Source organism: Bacillus sp. HNG (genome assembly GCF_003400205.1).
In the GTDB taxonomy this organism is placed as follows: Bacteria; Bacillota; Bacilli; order Bacillales; family Bacillaceae_L; genus Ferdinandcohnia.
The window spans coordinates 1-21779 of sequence record NZ_QUQV01000010.1; the positions used below are offsets into that span (position 1 = coordinate 1).

Sequence of the window (21779 nt, forward strand, 5' to 3'; positions counted from 1 at the left end):
AAGCATATCCACCTTCACCTGCTAAATAAGCGTCAACTACATTTTGCTTAAATCCTTCATCATATTTGACCACAAAAAACACCCCAAAAGTTAGAATTATTCGTCTAACTTTTGGGGTGCACATCAACGTTGTGGTCCCTCATGTTCCTACGCTTGTTTTGCGTCTTCCACGATATGGTAAAGCAGGTGGGCAAGGTGATGGATTGGTCCATATTCTTGCTCTTCGCCCTCTGATTCTTCATCTGAGAACTCGAGGTCATTGAGATACAATGCCATAAATTCATAAAAATCCTTAAGCTCGAATTCAAAACAGTAGGATGGATCTTCACTTTCTTCTTCATATTGGAGAGCAAGGTAATGGATGTTCCCTTCGGCATCTTCACCATCGAAAAAGACAAAAAAACCAATATTCGTATCTAGCTCAAATAGGTGTCGTGTACCACCTTCTGTTACTCGATTAAAATCCTCTTCTTCAAGAATATCGACTTTCATTGCTTCAACTGCATCTTCCTTATGAAACGAAACAGAAATTGACTTCATTGATTACACCTCCTTGGTATCATCTATAGAATGTACAGAAAAAAGCAAACAAAATCAAATAGGTAAAAAATTATTTCAATATAGTTGTTAAACTATTCGTAATTTAGTAGACTTTATGTATATTTCTAATTTTTGTAAAAGGAACGAAAAAATCTATGAAAACTTCACTTTTAAACAAGGTATTTAAGCAACTCGGATTGTGGTGTATTTCAACCGTTTTGCTTTTAATCATTATCTTTATTCCACGAGATGTCATATTTGAAACTAGTAAATATGGAGATATACATAAAATTGTATATGACTATAGTGTGGAGCAACATGTTGGCAATATAAAAGACTTTTTTGCATTTCTAAAAGAAAATCATGGTTTAGGTTTTTATTCTGATGGAGATACAGTTGAGTCTCATGTGTTAAAAACGTCAGGAAGAAGTCTTTTACTTATCATTCCAGCTATATTCATTGGTTTTTTTTTAGGAATCATAAAAGGGGTTATAGATTATTTACTAAAAAACAAAAAGACTGGCGTGGGGAGTGGCATGACGTGGTTTATGTTATCCGTTCCAGACCTCTTCTTTATGATTGGGCTCCAGCTCTTACTTATGTTTTTATATGAAATTGGATTATTCCCACATATAGATTTATATGGACATGAAAAGCTCGAAAACGTCATTGTGTGTATTCTATTTTTAGCCCTGTATCCTTTATTTCTAATCGCTAATATTACATTTACGAGTCTTTTTGAAGAGGAAACGAAGGATTACATAAGAACAGCAAAGTCAAAAGGGATTTCTCGCTTTAAAACGATAACGTTACATATGTTGAAAAACGCATTACAGAAAATCAACGTAAATAGCAATACGATGACTTTATATGTCCTATCCAATTTATTTATAGTCGAATTTCTTACAAACTATCGTGGAGCTGCCTTTTATTTTTACAAGGCAATCGCAGCCCCAAGAAGGTTTGTAGAAGGAACTAGTTTTCATATGAATACCAATAGTGCAGTGGGATTTGTGTTAGTGTTTACCCTCATCATCCTGCTATCGAATTTGTTTTTTCTATGGCTAAGTCATTTGGTATCACCGAAAGGAAAAGAAGCATGAAGAATCCATCTCTTACAATTGGAACAATTATTTTAAGTTTTATCATAATGATCGCTATTTTTGGACCTTATCTTCCGTTTGTTGATGAAGATTTAACGGAGCATTTATACCTAAAATATGAAGATGGAACAATGGTAACACCACCGTTTTCACCATCGAAGGAATTCCTGTTAGGAAGTGACCGAAAAGGTGTTGATTTGTTAAGTAGACTTGTCATTGGGACCAGAGAAACACTTCTTATTATTTTTAGCGTAGTAATCATCCGGATGCTGCTTGGGGCATTTTTGGGGATGGGAGCCTTTTATTCACGCCTTCTTAAAATGGTATTACAGGTTTGGCATCAGCTATTTTCATATATTCCCTCTATTTTGCTGCTTGTCATGATTGTAGGGATCCCTTTCTTTTTATACTCACCGAACCGACCGTTTTGGTTTATCCTTGTTTTGGCATTAATTGAGGTTGGTAGAGTAGGAGATGTCATTTTTAAATATGTGAGTGATATTGCCGCTAAGCCTTATTATGAAGCGGGCGTTGTTGCGGGCGGTTCTCCGTTTCGTTTATCACAACGTTATTTCTACCCAAATATGAAACCTCAACTCATAACACTGATTGCAAATGAGTTAGGACGTACTTTGTTTCTCATTGCCCAGCTTGGGATTGTTGGGATTTTTATTAGTGTGGCATTCGAAAATGATGCATCAGGTGCCATTTATGCCGTAAACACTTCGGATTCCTGGCCATTGGTACTTTCGACCATTCTAAATGACATGTGGGGTGTGAAAATCATTCCATTCAGTGCTATTTTCTTAATTTCCATCACAGTTCTATCGTTTTATTTAATTGGAAACGGGCTAGTCAAGAAAACAAATAAGAAATAAATGAGGGGGTTCATCCGTATTTTACAAGAATGATAGTTTTGAGGTATAGATATGAAAAACCTTGGCTATCCTTCTTAAAGAGGTGAGAGACGGATGAAGATGACAATTGCATTAATCCTATCATTTGGAATACTAGCTGGTTTTTTTTCAAATAATGAAGCTACTCAAGGAAATGATCTTGGAGATATAAAAGAAGTTGCGGACAAAAATAACGTTGAAATTTCATCTTGGATGGCTTTATCACGAGGCAAGGTCGGACAAGCAAATGATCTAAAGGATATGCAACATCAAATTGACCAATTCATGAGCATTCATGATTCATATAGCTGGAAAAATGTTCTTAAAGAAGACAATAGCCATTATGTATGGCAAGGGAAGAAAGAGAATGAACACGGAATCATTGAGTCGATTAAACTAAAAGCGTATAAATTAGGTGGAAAATACGAAATTGCAGTTACCAAAGAAGTAAAAGGCAAAAAGCTCACTCCAGAGCAAATAAACTGGGTTAGCGAAACCTTCGAGGACAGCAAAACTTTTTATTCCATATCAGGTGTAATGTCTTCAAAAAACAAATTAACCTTGGTTGCGGAAAAAATCGTTGAAGATGCACAGGCAAAAGTGGTTGAGCAGCTTCAGGAAGATGCATTTGTTTCTGTATCAGCCTATTCGAAAGTTTTTGAATCGGAGTTAATGACGGCGAAACAAGAAAAAATTAACCTGCAGGTTGGTCTAAGAGCGGACATAGAGAATGAAGAAATCGATGTGACAATTGGAACACCGATTATTACAACGGAATATTAAAATTGAGGGCTTGGAATTCCAAGTCCTTTTTTCTTTACGAAAACTTTACATAATCTTATCGTTCCAATGAAAGTGCAGACTTTATAATAAAAATAGACATCATTGTTAATTATGTACAAAGGTAGGAGCCCATGGAGACAAATCATTTACGCAACTTTATACACTTTCTTGCTTTTTTAAAAAACAAAAGGGCCACATTATACCAAGAATACAAACGGGAAGAAGAACTTAAAGTTCTCATGCATAAGTCAAAAGTAACAACCATGTTTCAACCTATCCTCTCACTTAAGGAAGGCTCTACTGAAGGCTTTGAAGTATTGAACAGACCTGAAAGTACCGTGCATTTTCCAACAACCGAAACCTTTTATGACTATGTAGGAGAAAGCTCTTATGTGGTTATGGTAGAACAGTTCTTACGCAATCTTTCTATTGAACGATTTGCTGAACAGATAAAAAAACAAAATGAATCTAGGAATCCACTTGTGTTTCTTAATATCCAAACTCAGGTATTGGCAGACCCATGTTGGCGGAGTGGAATCACGATGGAATTACTTGAAAAGCATAATCTATCCCCAAATCAAATTGTACTTGAGTTAACAGAAAAACAATCGGTCAAAAATTATCATCAATTTAAAGAATTGATTGAGCATTATCGACAGCAAGGCTTTCGAATCGCGGTTGATGATGCGGGGACTGGATATAACAGCTTACAGACCCTTGTATACCTTAAGCCTGAATTTATTAAGCTTGATAAGTCACTTATACGCAATATTCACTGTCACCGTGAAAACCAGCATTTAGTAAGACTATTGGTAAAATATGCAATGCAGGTAGGAACGAAAATTATTGCGGAAGGCATTGAAACTGATGATGAACTTGAGTTTTTGCAAAATCTGGGCGTCCATTTTGGACAGGGGTATGCACTTGGCAGACCAATGCCAGAACTGCAACAAGGAAGCATGCCTCAAGTAAATAAGCATCATCAATTAGCGTTAACTTTATAAAAGAGAAGACCCTTGTTTAAAAAAGAGTCTTCTCTTTTGTTTGTTGTTCATAATCGTCTAAGGTAAGATAGATGCTATTTTTTGTTGTTTTGCAGTAGCTTTTTACTTTTGCTGATTCCAAGCTTAATTGTTCGAGGGATGTAATGGGCCGCTTGCTGTTTTGAATGACTGCAATTGAGATACTTGCCAATGGTAACTTTTCGAAGACACCTTGCCTACTTACGCCAGATACATATCCCTTGCTAAGATCATCCTGTGTATAGAAAATCTTTAGTGAGTCAGCAAATTGTGCAATAATACTTTCGCAAATGGATTGATAGTGATGATGTGGTATAGTTGCAATGAAATCGTCTCCACCAATATGTCCAATAAAGGAGGGCTCATTTTCAGTGGTCATGACGACATCGGTAAGAATCATTGCTGTTTCTTTGATTAATTCGTCACCCTTTGAAAATCCGTATGTATCGTTGAAGGCTTTAAAGGAATCAATATCGATATATAACACACTAAATCTTTTATAGGTTAGGACCTCTATTAATGTTTCTTTGATCACATTGTTACCGGGTAATCCGGTTAATGGGTTAGAATAGCGTGCATTTCTAATCTGAATTTCCGCAAGTTTCATAATGAGTTCACGAATACTAACGGTTCCAAATAAGGCGTTTCCCTTTGTAACAATGACGACATCATATAAATGCTCCAATTTTCGATTCATTGCCAGAGAACTTACTTCTGTTAAAGATAAATGATAATCTACTATTAAAATTTCTTGATCCATGACTAAATCAATCGTTCGTTTCATAAAGAGGTCAAATCCATATTTGATGGAGAGCCTTTGAAAAAAGTGAGTTTTCATTACCAGCCCTACCGGTTTTTGATCCGAGCAAACAACGATTCCCTCGATAGCAGTCTCTTTTTCGAATATCGTATAAACTTCCTCACATTTTGTTGAAGGAGACACTATGAAGCTTTCTTTCGCAATTTCTCCAATCACAATGTCCATTTAACAGTCCATCTCCTATACTATTATTTTTCTAGTTGCTAATTTTAATAGGAATAGAGAAATAATACCAATTACCTATAATTAGATTATCAGTCTCCTATTAATAATTTAATGTAACAACGTTAATGTTTTGTAAATAGTGTATTAATTTTCAAATAGTTGTTAATAAAAATAAAGTTTGTACGGGCTTGTTTACAAGCGAAGGTATGAGTACTTTTTTATGACTTTTTTAAATCTTGTGTTAAATTAATAGAATGAATAAACTTCGAAGAAAGGATGAACATAATGTCACTTGAGAGTGTAAAAGAGCATTTTAAAAAATGGAACCGTGAAAAGGATGTTATGGAGTTCGAAACAGTCAGTGCAACAGTTGATCAGGCTGCTGAAACAATCGGTGTTGCTCCTGAGAGGATTGCGAAAACCTTATCTTTTCGCGGAGAGGGAGATACAGCCATCTTAGTCGTCGCAGCGGGTGATGCAAAGATTGATAATAAAAAGTTCCGTCATACCTTTGGGTTTAAGGCTAGAATGCTATCCGCCGACGAAGTGGTCGAGCAAACTGGACATGTAATTGGCGGCGTATGCCCGTTTGGACTTGCAAATGAACTTGACGTGTATCTAGATGAGTCTTTGAAGCGTTTTACAACCGTGTTTCCTGCGTGTGGCAGCATCAACTCAGCAATTGAATTAACATGTGATGAGTTATTCCAGTATGCGGAAGCAAAGGAATGGGTAGACGTGTGCAAAGGATGGCAAACGGAAGATGCCAAGGATAAGGTAGCGGTACATAACGAATAAGTGGGTCTGAGGGACAGGTCCGTCGTCCCACCATATGTTACAGGGCAATGAACTAGCCCCTGGATCCTGAGAAATAATCTTCGGCGAGGTTATGAAGAGGAAAACGGTTAGGTAGGACCTTGGAAATCCTCTTCATCGAGGCTATGAAGAGGAAACCGTGTCTGTAGACCTTGAGAGTTCCTTTTCATCAAGGCTATGAAGAGGAAATCGTGTCTGTAGATCTTAAGAAATCCCCATCATCTCGCTCAACCGCCTATGTGTCCCAATCCGTTTCCTTGGAAAGCTTGAATTGAATACCGAGCACATGCAAAGTTTGATTGGAACAAATCTAACCCACCTAACATATTCTGCTATGTAAGCCCAGATAGAATAAAAAATATAGGAGGGTTTCAGATGTTTCATGCAAGGTTGGTTCAATATACATTAGGAACTGGACAGAGACTAATCGCAGAGAGGCTAACAAAAGAATTGGATAAAGAAAGTAGAAGCTTAATGGGATTTAGAGGGAATGTCTATTTTTTTGATGATTCCTCTGGTGAATATAGAGTAGTAAATTATTGGGATACGAAGGAAGATGCTGAGGCCGCCCATAAGGTAATCTCTCCTAAATTAGAAGAAGTGTTACAAAAATATACGAGTGAAAAGCCTACTTATCGATTTTTTGAAATTTTTGATGTGATTGATGATGGAGATATCATCGCATCCCATACGATTACAAAATGAAAAAGAGCTTGAATGCAAGCTCTTTTACTTATTCCACTAGTCCTATCGATTTTAATCCGCTGAATACACCGGAATTCTCAACGTCTGTTGTTTTATATTTGGCATAGGAAAACAAATCAGGATTAGCGTTCCCCATTGCAAATCCGGAACCTACTGCTGATAGCATTTCTTTATCATTCATGCCATCTCCAAATGCTGCTGCATGTTCAGGTGAAAGCTGGAGGGCAGCCAATACGGCTTTAACCGCAACCCCTTTGTTGACCTTCTCACGAATCACATCACGGCAGTTTTTCATACCTTCCACATTTACAGAAGAAAGATGAATTTCAGGGATATGTTTGAACTTCACTTCTGCATGTTCCTGAGTAGTGATAATGGTTGAACCCAAAATGTCTTCTTTGTTCATGTTATCATACAATGCATTCTTTTTTAGATGGAAAGTCTTGATGAACTCTTTTACTATCTCTGATTCCATGCTAGTGAAAATATTTTTATTTTTAGAGTACAGGACAATATCAAAGTTATTTTCCTTTGACGTTTTTAATAGGTTGTCAACTAAGCTAGGTGGAAGAGGTTCGTTAAAGAGTGTCTCCTCATTATGCACGGCAAACGCCCCGTTGTAGGCGATGTAGGATGAAATCGAAAGTTCATCACCAATATCAGTAATTTCATGAAGGGGTCTGCCGGTTGCAAGAAATACCTCAATCCCTTTAGCTTTAAGCTGAGCAACTGCATTTTTTGTTGATTGTTCGATTGTATCGTCGGGGCGTAAAATCGTTCCATCTATATCAAGAAAAACAATTTTTATATCAGGCATTTATTTTCTCCTTTTTGTAATAGTATACCATGTTGGTTAGTTTGAAACCTGTTAGCGTGTTTATTCGTATAAGTAGGTATGAAGGAGGGACGGACATGCGAGCAAAGATTGGTGGCCTCATTTTTTTAGTCGTATTTATTTTTATTTTTCCGATTCAAGGACTTGCGGTCGATTATTGGATCAATGATGTGAAAATGGACGCATTTCTGCAAGATGATGGGACTGTTCAAGTAACCGAAGCCCATACATACGAATTCGATGGTGAATTTAACGGGATTACCCGAACCGTTATTCCGAAAAAGGGGAGTTCGATAAAGGACTTTTCCGCATCTGAAAATGGGAAAGAGTTGCGAGTTGAAAAGGAAGACGACCTTTATAAAATTCATCGTAAGGGGAAGGATGAGACAATTACTGTCACACTCACCTACACGATTATGAGTGGGGTAGAAATTTATAAAGATGTAGCACAATTTTATTGGCCGTTTTTTGACAATAGGAATGAATCAACCTATGAGAATCTAGTCATTACCGTTCACCCACCTCAATCAACGAGCGATGTGATCGCATTTGGTTATGATGAGGCTTTTCAAACGGAATCGGTTCAATCTGATGGCTCGGTCGTGTTTCATTTTGGAGAGGTTCCAAGTGAAACAAATGGGGATATTCGCGTTGCCTATGATGTTGAATTATTCTCGGGGGCGAATTATGTTACTGCTGATAAGCCGATGAAAGAGGAAATTTTAAATGATAAGAATGAACTGCTGATAAAAGCACAGGAAAGGGCTGAGACGAAAGAAACTCTTTCAAAGGTTGCAATTGTGTTAGTTCCGATTTTTGCTTTACTCTTTATAGTGATAATTGTTCGAAATCGCCTTGAAGGAAGAGCAAAACTTGCAGCAGTAAAAAGGGAAATGGCACATGCGGGTGCACCTCCAAAGCAGGTGATGAGTTTACCGGCAACCATAGTCTTTACAAATCATAACTATCTACCACAAGGGCAATCAATGGCCGCAGCGTTATTGGATTTGGTTAGGAAGAAGAAGGTAAGGCAGGTTTCTGATGAAAAGTTTCAGCTCATGGATCAGGACGCGGCTTTGCCACATGAGGAGATCTTAATGGAGTGGTTATTTGAAAAAATAGGTCAAAATGGTGTGTTTGACTTTTCAGACCTCCAGACCTACTCAAAAAACAAAAAGAACTCCGGAAAATACTCAAGTTTCCAAATGAAATGGGGAGAGGCTGTTCGTAATGAGGTGAAGGAACACTTTCTCTATGAGGATAAGTCAAAATTCAAATTATTCCTAGGGCTATTAAGCATTGTGCTAGTTCCATTTCTATTCTTGTTCCCAATGTATGAGTTATTTTCATGGTTTGTCTTAACATTGGTCTTGTTTGGCGGAGTCATTATTTACTTGATAGCCTACCGCCCAAAAAATAGCGAGGGACTTAGGATATTGCATGAATGGCTAATGTTTAAAGATAGCTATAAGGCTTTATCACCTGATGAATGGAAAAAGTGGTCAGAGGATGACCAGATGCGCGCCTATATCTACGGGCTTGGTACGGGAGACAAAGGGATGATGAAGCAAAATGAAGATCTGATATTCGCTCTTAACAAACCTTATCGTTACGAAAGTGGAGGTTTTTACCCGTATTCAGTTTATTCTTTCGGGTACGTAGGTCCAAACGCCTCGGCTCAATTTGAATCTGCGAATGATTCCATTGGAACCGGCAGCAGTTCAAGTAGCAGTAGTGGCGGCGGAACAGGTGGTGGCGGAGGCGGATCAGGGGCTTTTTAGTTGATAGAGATGGGGGAGAACTGGTGTCTAATCACCCCTGTATGTATGCCAGATGAAGGACATATAGCAAAACTGATAGCATCGGAAAAACCTTCATAAGCAAATTAAAAACGGAAGCCGAGCAGGCTTCCGCTTTAACTATCATTAATACAATTTTCCCTGACGATACAATACAGTTGAAAGTCTCATGACAGATTGAATATAACAATTTTGTCGTAATGTGAAGGAATCGCCGAAGAATGCCGGTAAAATAGAATCCAATGTTCCTTTCATTTTCTTAAACAGTTGACTAAAAACTTCTTCCTCTGAATAAAATTGGGTTTCGCGGCCTTGTAACCATTCTAAATAGGACACGATTACCCCACCTGCATTTGCAAGGATGTCTGGGATAATGAGGACACCTTTTGTACTTAAATAGTCGTCTGCATCACTTGTAATAGGAGCATTCGCACCCTCTACAATGATCGGTGCTTTAATTTGTTCCATATTGTCCGTGCGAATTTGATCCTCTAACGCAGCTAGGATAAGACAGTCCACGTCCAGGTAAAGGATGGCTTCTCTGTCTAGTATGTCTGCCTTTACTCCAGCAATCGTCAACTCCTCGCCTGATACAGGAAGATCACCCTTGTTGCCTTTTGTGAATTTAATGAGGCCCGGAATATTTAAACCGTCCTCGTTAAATAAAGTAACATTTCGGTCACTAACTGCGACAACTTTATTTTGAAGATAAGAACATTGATACGCTTCTAAAGCCGCAACTGAACCAACATTTCCAAAGCCTTGAACAGCCAGAGTCATTGGCTTATTTTCAACTTTTGCAACTACTTTTGCATAGATGCTATCGGTTTTAGTAAGAAGATTTTTTTGGTTCTGGAGAAAATCGTGAAACAGATAACGAAAGGTAAAATAGACACCTTTCCCGGTTGCTTCCCGTCTTCCTAAAGAACCACCGTTGACAACGCTCTTTCCGGTAAAACTACCACGATATGGTGTACCGGGTCGGATACTTTTATATTCGGCCATCATCCAGTCCATCTCACGTTCGCCTGAACCCACATCTGGTGCAGGGATATCTTTATCTGGACCAAGACTGTCGGCAAAGTAACGAACATACTTCTGACAAATCAAATGAAGTTCTTTTTCGGATAGCGTTCTAGGATTGACCACAAGTCCGCCTTTTCCGCCACCAAAAGGAACATCATGGAGTGCATTTTTTAATGTCATCAGGGATGCAAGATTGATTACTTCATCCTCATTGACTGTTTCGTGGAAACGGATTCCGCCCTTATAAGGACCTAAAGCATTATTATGCTGTACGCGATAGGCTGGAATTCGAACCACCTGGCCTTTTTCTAACGGGATTCTTAAAAAGGACTTATGTACATGATTTGGAGTTGAAAGTATGGAGGCTAGTGAGGTAAAAGTTTGCTCCCGGGTTTTTCCTGTTAACTCTGGAATAAACGTGTCATCTTTCATTAATGCATCTAAAGACTTTTGGACGATTTGCTTTGTTTTATTCAATTCCATTCCTCCTTATGCTTGAAAGTGTTTCCAATTAAATTGTAACATGTGAACAAGTTCTGTGTCCTATCATATGTTTACCGCTGATGGGACGATGGACCTGTCCCCCCGTCCCAAGTTCTTTTTGTTTGCACTTCTTTATTTATTCAAATATGATAATACATATCAGATTAATAGGGATTTGGGAGGCCGAACTATGTCTAAAAAAATATATATTATCCATGAAAATGATGAGTGGACTGTTCATTTAACAAAACGATTAGATGAGTTGCAGCTTCCATACGAGGCTTGGCATCTTGATAAGGGCATTATTGATTTGACGTCCGAGCCACCCGAGGGAGTGTTCTACAATCGAATGAGTGCCTCCTCACACACAAGGGACCACCGATTCGCTCCCGAGTTAACCGGGGGGATATTAGACTGGCTTGAATACCATGGTCGTACGGTTTTTAATGGAAGTAATGCATTGCGTTTAGAGCTTAGTAAAATAAAACAATACACAGCGCTTGAAGCAAATGGGATTCGCACTCCGAAAACAATCGGGGCAGTCGGCCGTGAACAAATTATTGAAGCAGCAGAAAGACTAGGAACTACACCATTTATCACAAAACATAATCGAGCAGGAAAGGGGCTTGGCGTTCAATTATTTCAAACTGTGGAATCATTGAAAGCATACGTGAACAGTCCCGGATTCGAAGAGCCGGTTGATGGAATTACACTCATTCAGGAGTATATCCAATCACCAGAATCCTATATTACAAGAGCAGAGTTTGTTGGTGGAAAATACGTGTATTCTGTACGGGTTGATACTTCTGAAGGGTTTGAGCTTTGCCCGGCAGATGCTTGTCAAATTGGTGATCTGTTTTGCCCAATTGGGGAAGAGGTAGAAGTTCGTCCTAAGTTTGAAATAACAGAAGACGTTGACCAAGAATTAATAAAGCGGTATGAAGCTTTTCTAAAAGCTGTAAAAATCGATGTAGCTGGAATTGAATTTATAAAAAATGCCGCCGGTGAAGTATTCACCTATGACGTTAACACAAACACAAACTACAACTCCGATGCCGAAGCCAAAGCAGGCAAATACGGAATGCTAGAACTTGCAAAATTTCTCGGAGAAGCTCTGTAAGTAACACAGGGACGGTTCCACTGGTTCTTTGTTATTTTTCAATTAAAGAGAAACAAAGGGTAGCTCTAATGCTACCCTTTGTTTGCTTTTACCGTATAAATTTTAAATAAAATATACGCGATGGCTGATAGGAATATACCTGAGATATAAGGTAAACCAACTGAGACTGAGTAGAGCAAGCCACCTAGAATTGGTCCGAGAATTCTTCCAAGTGAATCGAAGGAAGACAATAATCCCGTAACACTTCCATGACCAGTCTTGGAACGTTTCGTTAATAAAGCGGATACTGCAGGGCGAATAACGCCATTTCCAACTCCGAAGACTGTCAGGAATATTGCGGCGGTCAGGAAGTTTTTCGTGAATAAAATAAGGAAGAAACCTATTGCAGACACGAATATCCCGATTTGGATGACAAAGCCTTCACCGAAACGCTTGGTCAATCTTCCAACTAGCCCACCTTGTACGATCGCTCCGGCGAGCCCCATAATCATAAAAATATAACCGAGTTCAGTTGTCCCTAAGCCAGCTTTTTCCGCGGCAAAATAGGCAAAGGTGGCCTCAAGACCAGACAGAGATAATGTGATAAAGAGTGAAAGAAAAAACAGAACAGATTCCGGGCCGTTGACTGCTTTTAAGAGACTCGTTCTTTTTCTCTCTGTTTCGTGCCTTTCCTCTTTTGGCAATGATTCTTTAAGAACGAACATCACTAGGAAGAAAGTTATTAAAGATAAGGTTCCGGCTATATAAAAAGGCATTTGTAAGTCCGTTTTAGAAAAAATGCCACCAATCGCTGGTCCAAAAATAAATCCAAGACCAATCGATGCACCAATGACGCCCATTCCTTTTCCACGGTCTTCATCAGAGGTAATATCGGCAGCATACGCCATGACGGTTGGCATATTTGCGGCTGAAAGGAAGCCCCCGATGATTCTAGCTGCAAACAACATCCATAGCTCTGTAGATAAGGCCATTAAAAAGAATGAAACGGCAAGGCCAAAAATACCAATCATGATAACTGGCTTACGTCCAATCCGGTCTGAAATTCTTCCCCACATGGGTGCAAACAAGAATTGCATTAAGGAATAGACAGCCATGAGTAGACCTAATTCAGTTGGTGAAGCACCAAGGTCTTCTGCATAAAAGGGGATAACAGGAATAATGATTCCGAACCCGACATAAACCAAAAACATAACGGCAAAAAGAATCGGTAACGCTTTTTTTGTATCCAAATTATGTCACTCCAGTATGATAGCTTACCTTCCTATAATAAATTAAATGACAACAATTTGCGAGTCGTTGAAGGGGGAAGTTATAAAAAAGTTAACAAAAAAAGCACCTTCAAAATGAAGATGCTTTATTCGGTCTAATTTTAATTAGTTCATTATACGTTTTACACGACCGTTAAAAGTATTTTTCCAATATCCAGAAGTCATATCAGCAATAGCAACACCTGTAGAGGATTGAGATCCAATAAATTTACCCCCACCGATGTAAATTCCAACGTGACCATCCGTTTTATACGTATTAAAGAATACTAGGTCACCAGGTTTCATGTCGCTGACTGAAACGGCTGTACCTTGGTTTTTCAGTGAATCCGTGCTAGCACCAACACTTACTCCAGCTTGTGAGAATGCCCAGTGTACAAAGCCTGAACAGTCAAAACGACCGTTTGCAATGTCATAAGCACTTCTTCCACCACCAAATACATATACGGAGTTACCGATGTATTTATATCCCGCGTTAATGACGGTACTGATTGATCCTGTTACCTTTGGTGTTGAAGTTGGTACTGCAGGAGCAGATGCAGTTGGTGTAGATGATGATGTTGATGTCGAATTAGTTGATGTAGTAGTAACAGCAGGTGTAGCTGCAATCATACTTGCACGAAGGTCTTCGATATCAGCTAATGTTTTTTGTTCTTTTGATTGCAAGGAAGCCTTTAATGCATCGTTTTGAGCTTTTTGGTCTTCAATTTGACCCTGCATGGCTACCAATTCTTCTTTCTTACTATTTAAAGAAGTTAACGTTTCTTGAATGGTATCTTGTTTTTCTTTTACTAGATTGATAGCTTCCGCTTGTTCGTCGATTATTTTTTGATCAGCCTGCATAATGGTAGAGACTGCACTAACACGATTAATAAAATCTGAGAAGTTTTGAGCACCAAAAATGACATCTAGGTAGCTGATTGTTCCACCAGATTCCTGCATCATGCGAGCACGCTCTTTAAGAATCTCATTACGTGCTTCAATTTCTTTTTCGAGTTGGTCAATCTCAGCTTGAAGAGTATGTACTTGTGCTTCAGACTTTTTGATTTCCTCTTCAGTTTGAGCGATCATTTTACGGTTATCTTCAATTGCTTGGTCAACTTTTGCAATTTGTGCGTTTAATTCTTTCAAAGCAGTTTGTGTTTCAGAAAGATCACTTTGAAGTGTACTTATCGTATTTGCACTAGTTTGTATCACATATGGAGAAAAGGCACTTATCATTAAAGTGGCGCTTAAGGTTACGAGTGTCTTTTTCAAAATTATTCCTACTTTCTTACTAATCTACTTAGTCTATTACGTAGTTTTTACTATCCCATATTATCATATATTTCTATGAATTTCTCCATTTGTCGCGAAATTGTTACATTTTGTTAAAATTGTAATGTTTCAAAACCCAATAGAATAAAGGATTGTAATAAAGGAACCTCACTTTTAATGTCGAAATAAATTTGTAATAAACGTAATTTCATCTGATAGATTGCAGTGGAATTCTCCTACTTTGGTCGGGTGAGAGGGTCATCATTCCTACTATAGAATGGCATTAAGGGGGCAAAAAAGGGGTGGGATAAGACGCTAAAAAAGATTAGATTGAAAAGTATGGATCAATTAGCGTCTTGAATTCAGGCCTATATCCCTTCAAACTCTTTGATTCTATTTTTTAAGTGATTAGGAATAGGTGCTGCCTTTTTTGTAACATTGTTGTAATTTACCTGTACCGTTTCGGATTCGACTAGAATATCGTCATCGCGTTTAATAATGGTTTCGAGGGTAAGGCTAGAACTTCCTACTTTTTTAACACGAACATACACCTTTAGTAAGTCATCGAGCAAGGCTGGTTTTTTGTACTCAATCGTGCTTTTAACAAGGACCGGCTCAAAATGGGATGATTGAGGATTTGTGAGCCAATCTGGACTTAGTATTTCACGCATGTACTCAGTAAAGCCGATATCGATATATGTAAGATAATGCGCATTAAATACAATTTTTTGTCCATCGATTTCAGAATATCGGACGCGAATGGTATGTGAGAATTTAAAATGTTCCATGTGGGATACCTCCTTTTTAAAGAGTATATTCTGCAAAGCAGGTTCTTTTCCTGCATAATGGATAGTAAAAGACTGATAATATAGAAAGGTCGTACATGAAAATGAATTTTACACAAATGAAGGGGATTTTACAGTCTTATATAGTTGCGAGTGTTGGAGGCATGTTGTTCTATTTATTACATTTTCCAATCCCATGGATACTCGGACCAATGACGTTCATGATTTTATACAAAGCGATTACTCATCAAAAAATGGTTGTATCAACGAGATTATATAACCTTGGACTTGCAACATTAGGAATCTACTTTGGATTATCCTTTACAAAGGAAACCTTTATTATCGTATATCCTTATATCATCCCGTTTTTATTCACGACCATTTTGCTATTAACAGTTAGCGTTCTAAATAGTATTTTTGTGACCCGTTTTATTAAAATTGACCCGATGACAAGCGTTTTCGGATCGATTCCTGGGGGACTTTCAGAGATGGTAGCGGCAAGCCATTCGTTAATAGCAAATTCAGCAATGGTGACCATATTTCAAACGGTGCGCTTGCTAACGGTCGTGTTTATGGTTCCGTTTATTGTAACCCACTGGTTCATTGCGGGTGCAGGAAATGCATTTGAGGTAACAAAAAATATCAGCAGTGTTCCGTTCTACGCATATGTATGGTTTGGATTAGCGCTATTGGTAGGGTGGTTCCTTCGAGATAAGTTGCCAGCTGCTTATGTCATTGGCCCACTTGCAGTTACGGCGATCCTTGGTGTCGCAGGAGTAGGTCTGCCAAGTATCCCACCATGGTTTTTGATTCTTGCCCAAATTACGGTTGGGATGAGGATGGGGAATAATATCAATTTGAGAGATTTAAAGATTGGTGGAAAATATTGTGGAGTTTATTTTGTACTTACAGTGTTTTTGCTAGCAATATCATTTGGATTAGGTTATGTCTTTGCTATTTTCTCAGACTTGGATTTACCAACAGCACTTCTAAGTTTGGCGCCAGGTGGGTTAGTAGAGATGGTGTTAACGGCTACAGCAATAGGAGCAGATCCAGCTGTCGTAAGTTCACTACAACTCATCCGTCTATTATTCATCATATTACTTGTTCCAAGCTTTTTAAAATGGATGTTTACTAGGAAGGAAAAAGCTGCCGCATGATGAAAACAGGGATTCAAACAAACGTTTAATTGAAGTATGTATCCTTTACAGATCAAGGGGGGCACTTTAAACAAGCGTTTGATTAAAAAACGCTTCAACTCTATTGTTTTGTAAGCAAAAATTCAAACAAACGCTTGATTGAAAATTGAAACCCATGTGTACCAAGGGACAGGACGCTAAACAAACGTTTGATTAAAAAATATTATGTCAACTAAAATAGTGTATGAAAGCAAAAAAGGAGCCATATCAAAATGGCTCCTTTCATGCGAATAAATTAAGCTCCCCATTCCTCTTTTGAAGGACCGTAAACACCAGGAACCTTCAATTCTGCTTGACGCATAAGGATTGTCATTTGTCCACGGTGGTGAATTTGGTGGGTATTCACCATTTTTAGCGTTGCCCCTTTTGGCATTTGTTGACCAAAGATATCCGCTACTTCTTTTAAGCTTTCGTCATTCCATTGATCTTTCAATGCAGAAATAAAATTTTCATTCGTTTTTCGATAGCCATCAGCAATTTCTTTTGCAGAAGCTGGGACTGCCTCACCGTTTGCACCTTCAAACTGGAGTCCAGTTAATGAAATAATATGATGGAGTGAAGTCACAACATGCCATGCTAGTTCACCTAATGTACGGTGTCCAGGTGCAACCGCTTGAGACAAGGATTCATCGGTTAAAGCATCTAAAATTTTTTGTGTTGCTCCGCCTTCGTATTGCCAATCTTGAACAAATTCGTCAATTGTATGGTACATATGTATTCCTCCTAAAAATATGGTTACTACCATTATACTTCATGCACATGTAAAAACCATTTTAAACGCATTGACATGAATTTTTGTAAAGATGATGTTTAATCCTTCAATTACCTGTAAAATAGAATAAAATACTAGATTTATACGACAAAGGATGTTGAAGGTGAAGGATATAACAATTGGCTCACTCTTAGACGTGATTGGGGAATTGTTCTCAGACGAAATTTCGATAGCGGTTTCAAATACAAAGGAATATGTCTATTATCGACCAAGTAAACGTATTGATCTTAAAATAAAACCAGGTGATAAGGTAAAAGAGGGGACTATCGCCTATAAAGCGATTACCTCCAAACAAAAGGCTTCCGAATTTATTAATCGGGATGTATTTGGTATACCTTATCATGGAATGGCTGTACCTTTTTTTCACGGTAATGAGTTAGAGGGATGTGTCACAGCAATCTACCCAGCCTTAACAGATGGAAAATCGGTTGTGACCGTGAAATCTCAAGATGGCTGGATTCCCATTCCATTTTCTGAATGTCTGTATCTGGAGGCGAAGGATAAGAAGACCCATGTATACACAAACGACTTCTCCGGAACACATAAGTACTCCTTACAGGAATTCGAATATACGTTGCCAAAGGACTCTTTTATCCGATGCCACCGGTCGTTTATCGTGAATGTCAATCAAATAAAAGAAATTCACCCTGATACCCATTCGACGTTCGTCCTAGAAATGAACAATGGAGCACGAGTTCCAGTTAGTCAAAACTATTCTAGCTATTTTCGAAAACTATTAGGGTTCTAATTTTCTAGAAAAAGAACAAATCTGCTGCTTTAGGGATTTGTTCTTCTTTTTTATCGGATTTTATTGTTCTTTACTCCAGAAATCCCTAATCATATAGCGATTCCATGTAAAATTATCTTAATATTCAATTTCATAAAGGGGATGGGAGAAATGAATAACAAACTAGATCGCATTAAGGATGCCCGTCTGCATGACCGTGTTGTTACACCGGAAGAAGCGGCAGAATGGATCGAGGACGGTATGACGTTAGGACTTAGTGGCTTTACACGTGCGGGTGATGTGAAAGCGGTTCCATTTGCGCTTGTGAAACGTGCTGAGACCGAACCATTAAAAGTCAATGTTTATACAGGAGCATCATTAGGCTCTGATGTTGATAAATTATTTGCAGAAGCAGGAATTTTAGGTAAGCGTTTACCGTTCCAGGCTGATCCAACAATGAGGAAGGGAATTAACCAAGGGGACTTCTTATTTGTAGACCAACACTTATCACATACATCAGAATTAATACGTTCAGATGTGATGGATGTCGATATCGCAATTTTGGAAGCGGTTGCGGTAAAAGAAGATGGTTTAATCATTCCAACAACTTCGATCGGAAACTCATTAACTTTTGCTCAGCATGCTAAATCAATTATCATTGAAATCAATCTTGCGCAAACACCAGAGCTCGAGGGAGTTCATGATTTATATGCACCTGGTAAGCAAGGAGAGAGAGAGCCGATTCCTTTAACAAAGTCAGACGACCGAATTGGCTTACTTGGAATTAAAGTGGATGTTGAAAAAATAAAAGGAATTGTGTTTACAGAGCAAACTGATTCACCTTCAACAATCGTACCACCTGATGAAGAAACAGAAATAATGGCACAGCATCTATTAACATTTTTACGTAAAGAAGTTGAAGCAGGACGTTTAACTGAGAAGCTTGCACCTTTACAATCTGGTATTGGCTCTGTAGCAAACGCGGTTCTTCACGGTATGCTTGATTCGGAGTTTACGGATTTAGAGGTCTATTCTGAGGTACTACAGGATGCGGTATTTGACTTAATGGATGCCGGCAAAGTAAACTTTGCTTCCTGCTGTTCAATCACTCTATCAGAAGAGAAAATGAAAAAGGTATTTTCGAACTTTGACAAATATCGTGACCGATTGATCATGAGACCTCAGGAGATTTCAAATCATCCTGAAATCATTCGCCGTCTCGGATTAATTTCCATTAACACGGCGTTAGAACTTGATATTTACGGAAACGTGAATTCAACACATGTGCTTGGTACAAAGATGATGAACGGAATTGGTGGGTCTGGTGACTTTGCTCGAAACGCTCGCCTAGCGATTTTTGTGACGAAGTCTATTGCCAAAGGCGGAAAGATTTCAAGTATTGTTCCATTCGTTTCCCATGTCGACCATACAGAGCATGATGTAGATGTCATCGTTACAGAGCAAGGATATGCAGATTTACGGGGCCTTGCACCAAGAGAACGTGTAGAATTGCTCATCGAAAACTGTGCACATCCAATGTACAAACAGCAGCTACGTGAATACTATGAAGAAGCTCTAACAAGAGGGGGGCAAACACCTCACGTGCTAGAAAAAGCATTCTCGTGGCACACAAACTTTGCCCAAACAGGCACTATGTTGCAAAAGGAATTAGTGGAAGCGTGAAATTAGTAGCCGTATAAAGAAGAAATTCTTTATGCGGCTTTTTTGGTGGGCGATGAAAGGGATTGGGTATGAGAACTTTGTTTTGATTCCTTTTCAATGAAGCGATGAAGAGGATTAGGCAGTGATTCCTTGCTTCAATTCCCGTTCATTGACGTGATGAAGAGGATTAGGAGGAGGTTTCCCGCATCGATTCCCGTTCATTGGCGTGATGAAGAGGATTAGGCAGGAGTTTCCTGCATCGATTCCCATTCATTGACGAGATGAAAAGGATTAGGAGCAGGTTTCCCGCATCGATTCCCGTTCATTGACCCGATGAAGAGGATTGGGCAGGAGTTTCATGCTTCATTTCCCTTTCATCAACCGGCCGAAAAGGATTTGTCGCGGCTTCCACGCACCTTTTCCTCTTCATAGTAACAATGAAAAGAATTCGGTCATGATAAGCCCCTTAAGTCGAGGTCCGATAAGCCTAGGATCCAGCCACCCAAAACATCTCTAGCTCTCCATCCCCCAATAATCTAGGTCAAAAGTAATATGTCCCACCACTTGCAATCATGATACGATTAACAAAAAGTGAATAGGGAAGAGGGGTAAAATGAAGCAAATCAAGGCATTTGTTGGCTGCTTTTTCATCGCGGTGTCGGCCTTTTTATATGCCACAAAACACATTACGGCTGCAATCATATCATCCAATATCAATCGCCCGGACGTAAACTACTATGAAGGTGCCTATAAGCTTGTTGGTTTCGGGATCAATTTTTGGATCTTCATATCCTTACTTGTTGGAGTCGTCATGATCATTAGCCTACTCACACAAGAAGTATCATTCCCATTTAAAAAGAAACAAACAATCGAAGAAAATCCCCACCCGTGAATGGATGGGGATTTAGTAATAATTTTTTAAAAAGGCTTCAAAATCATTAACGCTATGACAATCAAAAAGATTGTGTTCTCAATATGCTCCACTCTAAATAAAGCCTTTGCCAAAGGATAGTATTCTGCAGGAATGTCTTCCCCTTGATGTGATTCCAATAACGCTTTTACTGGTTTTGATTTAGGCGTAAGAGCAAATGGCCCCATTGCCAACGCAACAAGAAAGAGCAGTAAACTTGTTACGTACCACCCCATTTTAAATAAATACGGATTGATTGCCCCCATTAAAAGACCGGTCACAAGCAGGAGAATACCTCCAATCATGACAAAAATATGGAGTTTATGTCTGATTGCGTAAGAATGTCGAAGTTCAGTCATTGTGTCTCCCGACTTCACAACGGTTGTTAAAATAAAGCCAGGTCCCATTCCAAGGATGGCTGAAAAAATATGTATGAAAACAAGTACTTGATAAATGACATCCACTCGATGGAAACCCCCATTCACAACATATTTCACTACTAATGATAGCACTTTACTAAAAAAAACAAGTGATGTACCTCACAATTCTCCAATCATTATCTTACTATTTTGTGACAGTGGGTTTCCAGTAAGAAATACGTGATATAATAGAAAAGGTTTTAGAAAGTAAAGAAAGGGGGGCAATATTGATGAACAAAATCAAGAAATTTTTATATATTGTCTTAGGTTTTCTTTTTTTGGGTCTTGGAGCAGTAGGCATTGTGCTGCCACTCATCCCAACAACGCCCCTGTTACTGCTTGCTTCCTTCTTTTTTGTAAAGGGATCGGACCGTTTTGATCGTTGGTTTAAAAGCACTAGCTTATATAAAAAGTATTTAGAAGGCTTTGTGAAGCGACGTGAAATGACGCTACGACAGAAGTTAACGATTCTATTAACCGCAGATGCGATGATTGCAGTTCCATTTATAATTCTTGATAGCATTGCTGTAAAACTACTGTTAGTCGCGGTTGTTATTTATAAATACTACTACTTCATCACAAAAATAAAAACTGTGGCACCAGAAATAAGTGCGATACATGAACAGGGACTTGTTGAAAAAACAAGCCATAAATAAACGTTAAAACCCTT

Annotated in this window: 22 protein-coding genes; 13 read left to right on the forward strand and 9 right to left on the reverse strand. The window is 38.6% G+C overall.

Annotated features, from left to right (window positions below):
- Positions 1-147: 147 nt before the first annotated feature.
- A complete protein-coding gene (locus DZB84_RS16995; RefSeq protein ID WP_116353475.1) occupies positions 148-540 on the reverse strand; it encodes a cytosolic protein in 393 nt (130 codons plus the stop codon).
- Positions 541-695: 155 nt separating this feature from the next.
- Here DZB84_RS16995 and DZB84_RS17000 point away from each other — a divergent pair, with 155 nt between their 5' ends.
- The 4 genes from DZB84_RS17000 (at position 696) to DZB84_RS17015 (ending at position 4326) form a co-directional block, all read left to right on the forward strand.
- Positions 696-1643: an ABC transporter permease subunit gene (locus DZB84_RS17000; RefSeq protein ID WP_116353476.1), complete on the forward strand. Its 948-nt coding sequence runs from the start codon at positions 696-698 to the stop codon at positions 1641-1643.
- Positions 1640-2521: an ABC transporter permease gene (locus DZB84_RS17005; RefSeq protein WP_189655286.1), complete on the forward strand. Its 882-nt coding sequence runs from the start codon at positions 1640-1642 to the stop codon at positions 2519-2521. The genes DZB84_RS17000 and DZB84_RS17005 overlap by 4 nt, the downstream gene beginning before the upstream one ends.
- Before the next feature lie 93 nt (positions 2522-2614).
- Positions 2615-3322, forward strand: a complete 708-nt coding sequence (locus DZB84_RS17010) for a YwmB family TATA-box binding protein (RefSeq protein ID WP_116353478.1) — start codon at positions 2615-2617, stop codon at positions 3320-3322.
- Positions 3323-3453: 131 nt separating this feature from the next.
- Positions 3454-4326 carry an EAL domain-containing protein gene (locus DZB84_RS17015; RefSeq protein ID WP_116353479.1) on the forward strand — a complete coding sequence of 291 codons (873 nt, stop codon included), beginning with the start codon at positions 3454-3456 and terminating at the stop codon, positions 4324-4326.
- A gap of 16 nt (positions 4327-4342) precedes the next feature.
- Here the strand turns inward: DZB84_RS17015 and DZB84_RS17020 are convergent, their stop codons facing one another.
- Positions 4343-5329: a GGDEF domain-containing protein gene (locus DZB84_RS17020; protein WP_116353480.1), complete on the reverse strand. Its 987-nt coding sequence runs from the start codon at positions 5327-5329 to the stop codon at positions 4343-4345.
- A 285-nt stretch (positions 5330-5614) separates the two neighbouring features.
- On the opposite strand from DZB84_RS17020, the gene DZB84_RS17025 reads away from it, so the two are divergent.
- Together DZB84_RS17025 and DZB84_RS17030 are read left to right on the forward strand one after the other, a co-directional pair.
- Positions 5615-6127, forward strand: coding sequence for a YbaK/EbsC family protein (locus tag DZB84_RS17025; protein ID WP_116353481.1), 513 nt, complete (start codon positions 5615-5617; stop codon positions 6125-6127).
- 393 nt (positions 6128-6520) lie between these two features.
- Positions 6521-6850 (forward strand): hypothetical protein, encoded by a 330-nt coding sequence (locus tag DZB84_RS17030; RefSeq protein WP_116353482.1) that lies wholly within the window; start codon positions 6521-6523, stop codon positions 6848-6850.
- Positions 6851-6878: 28 nt separating this feature from the next.
- Here DZB84_RS17030 and DZB84_RS17035 read toward each other — a convergent pair whose 3' ends face one another.
- Complete coding sequence (locus DZB84_RS17035; RefSeq protein WP_116353483.1) at positions 6879-7667, reverse strand: HAD family hydrolase; 789 nt, start codon at positions 7665-7667, stop codon at positions 6879-6881.
- 95 nt (positions 7668-7762) lie between these two features.
- Here DZB84_RS17035 and DZB84_RS17040 point away from each other — a divergent pair, with 95 nt between their 5' ends.
- Positions 7763-9466 (forward strand): DUF2207 domain-containing protein, encoded by a 1704-nt coding sequence (locus tag DZB84_RS17040; RefSeq protein WP_189655287.1) that lies wholly within the window; start codon positions 7763-7765, stop codon positions 9464-9466.
- A gap of 144 nt (positions 9467-9610) precedes the next feature.
- On the opposite strand, the gene DZB84_RS17045 is transcribed toward DZB84_RS17040, so the two are convergent.
- The gene (locus DZB84_RS17045; protein WP_411266274.1) at positions 9611-10987 is read right to left on the reverse strand and encodes a Glu/Leu/Phe/Val family dehydrogenase; all 1377 of its coding nucleotides are present in this window, start codon (positions 10985-10987) and stop codon (positions 9611-9613) included.
- Positions 10988-11183: 196 nt separating this feature from the next.
- Here DZB84_RS17045 and DZB84_RS17050 point away from each other — a divergent pair, with 196 nt between their 5' ends.
- A complete protein-coding gene (locus tag DZB84_RS17050; protein WP_116353486.1) occupies positions 11184-12113 on the forward strand; it encodes an ATP-grasp domain-containing protein in 930 nt (309 codons plus the stop codon).
- 71 nt (positions 12114-12184) lie between these two features.
- Here the strand turns inward: DZB84_RS17050 and DZB84_RS17055 are convergent, their stop codons facing one another.
- The 3 genes from DZB84_RS17055 to DZB84_RS17065 form a co-directional block, all read right to left on the reverse strand.
- Positions 12185-13342: an MFS transporter gene (locus DZB84_RS17055; RefSeq protein WP_116353487.1), complete on the reverse strand. Its 1158-nt coding sequence runs from the start codon at positions 13340-13342 to the stop codon at positions 12185-12187.
- A 144-nt stretch (positions 13343-13486) separates the two neighbouring features.
- Positions 13487-14635: a coiled-coil domain-containing protein gene (locus DZB84_RS17060; RefSeq protein ID WP_116353488.1), complete on the reverse strand. Its 1149-nt coding sequence runs from the start codon at positions 14633-14635 to the stop codon at positions 13487-13489.
- Between the two features lie 368 nt (positions 14636-15003).
- On the reverse strand, positions 15004-15423 hold the full coding sequence (locus tag DZB84_RS17065) for an acyl-CoA thioesterase (RefSeq protein WP_116353489.1): 420 nt from the start codon (positions 15421-15423) through the stop codon (positions 15004-15006).
- Positions 15424-15518: 95 nt separating this feature from the next.
- On the opposite strand from DZB84_RS17065, the gene DZB84_RS17070 reads away from it, so the two are divergent.
- Positions 15519-16580, forward strand: a complete 1062-nt coding sequence (locus DZB84_RS17070; RefSeq protein WP_223254489.1) for an AbrB family transcriptional regulator — start codon at positions 15519-15521, stop codon at positions 16578-16580.
- 274 nt (positions 16581-16854) lie between these two features.
- Here DZB84_RS17070 and DZB84_RS17075 read toward each other — a convergent pair whose 3' ends face one another.
- A complete protein-coding gene (locus tag DZB84_RS17075; RefSeq protein ID WP_116353490.1) occupies positions 16855-17331 on the reverse strand; it encodes a DinB family protein in 477 nt (158 codons plus the stop codon).
- Between the two features lie 163 nt (positions 17332-17494).
- On the opposite strand from DZB84_RS17075, the gene DZB84_RS17080 reads away from it, so the two are divergent.
- From DZB84_RS17080 to DZB84_RS17090, 3 genes are all read left to right on the forward strand, one after another.
- Complete coding sequence (locus tag DZB84_RS17080; protein WP_116353491.1) at positions 17495-18139, forward strand: LytTR family DNA-binding domain-containing protein; 645 nt, start codon at positions 17495-17497, stop codon at positions 18137-18139.
- A 150-nt stretch (positions 18140-18289) separates the two neighbouring features.
- Entirely contained in the window at positions 18290-19801 is a 1512-nt protein-coding gene (gene scpC / locus DZB84_RS17085) for a succinyl-CoA:acetate CoA-transferase ScpC (RefSeq protein ID WP_116353492.1), read from the forward strand.
- Between the two features lie 592 nt (positions 19802-20393).
- Positions 20394-20672, forward strand: coding sequence for a hypothetical protein (locus DZB84_RS17090; protein ID WP_116353493.1), 279 nt, complete (start codon positions 20394-20396; stop codon positions 20670-20672).
- Between the two features lie 26 nt (positions 20673-20698).
- Here the strand turns inward: DZB84_RS17090 and DZB84_RS17095 are convergent, their stop codons facing one another.
- On the reverse strand, positions 20699-21154 hold the full coding sequence (locus DZB84_RS17095) for a DUF2269 family protein (RefSeq protein ID WP_116353494.1): 456 nt from the start codon (positions 21152-21154) through the stop codon (positions 20699-20701).
- 185 nt (positions 21155-21339) lie between these two features.
- Between DZB84_RS17095 and DZB84_RS17100 the strand changes: the two genes are divergently transcribed.
- Complete coding sequence (locus tag DZB84_RS17100; RefSeq protein ID WP_116353495.1) at positions 21340-21765, forward strand: YbaN family protein; 426 nt, start codon at positions 21340-21342, stop codon at positions 21763-21765.
- The last annotated feature ends 14 nt before the right edge of the window (positions 21766-21779 follow it).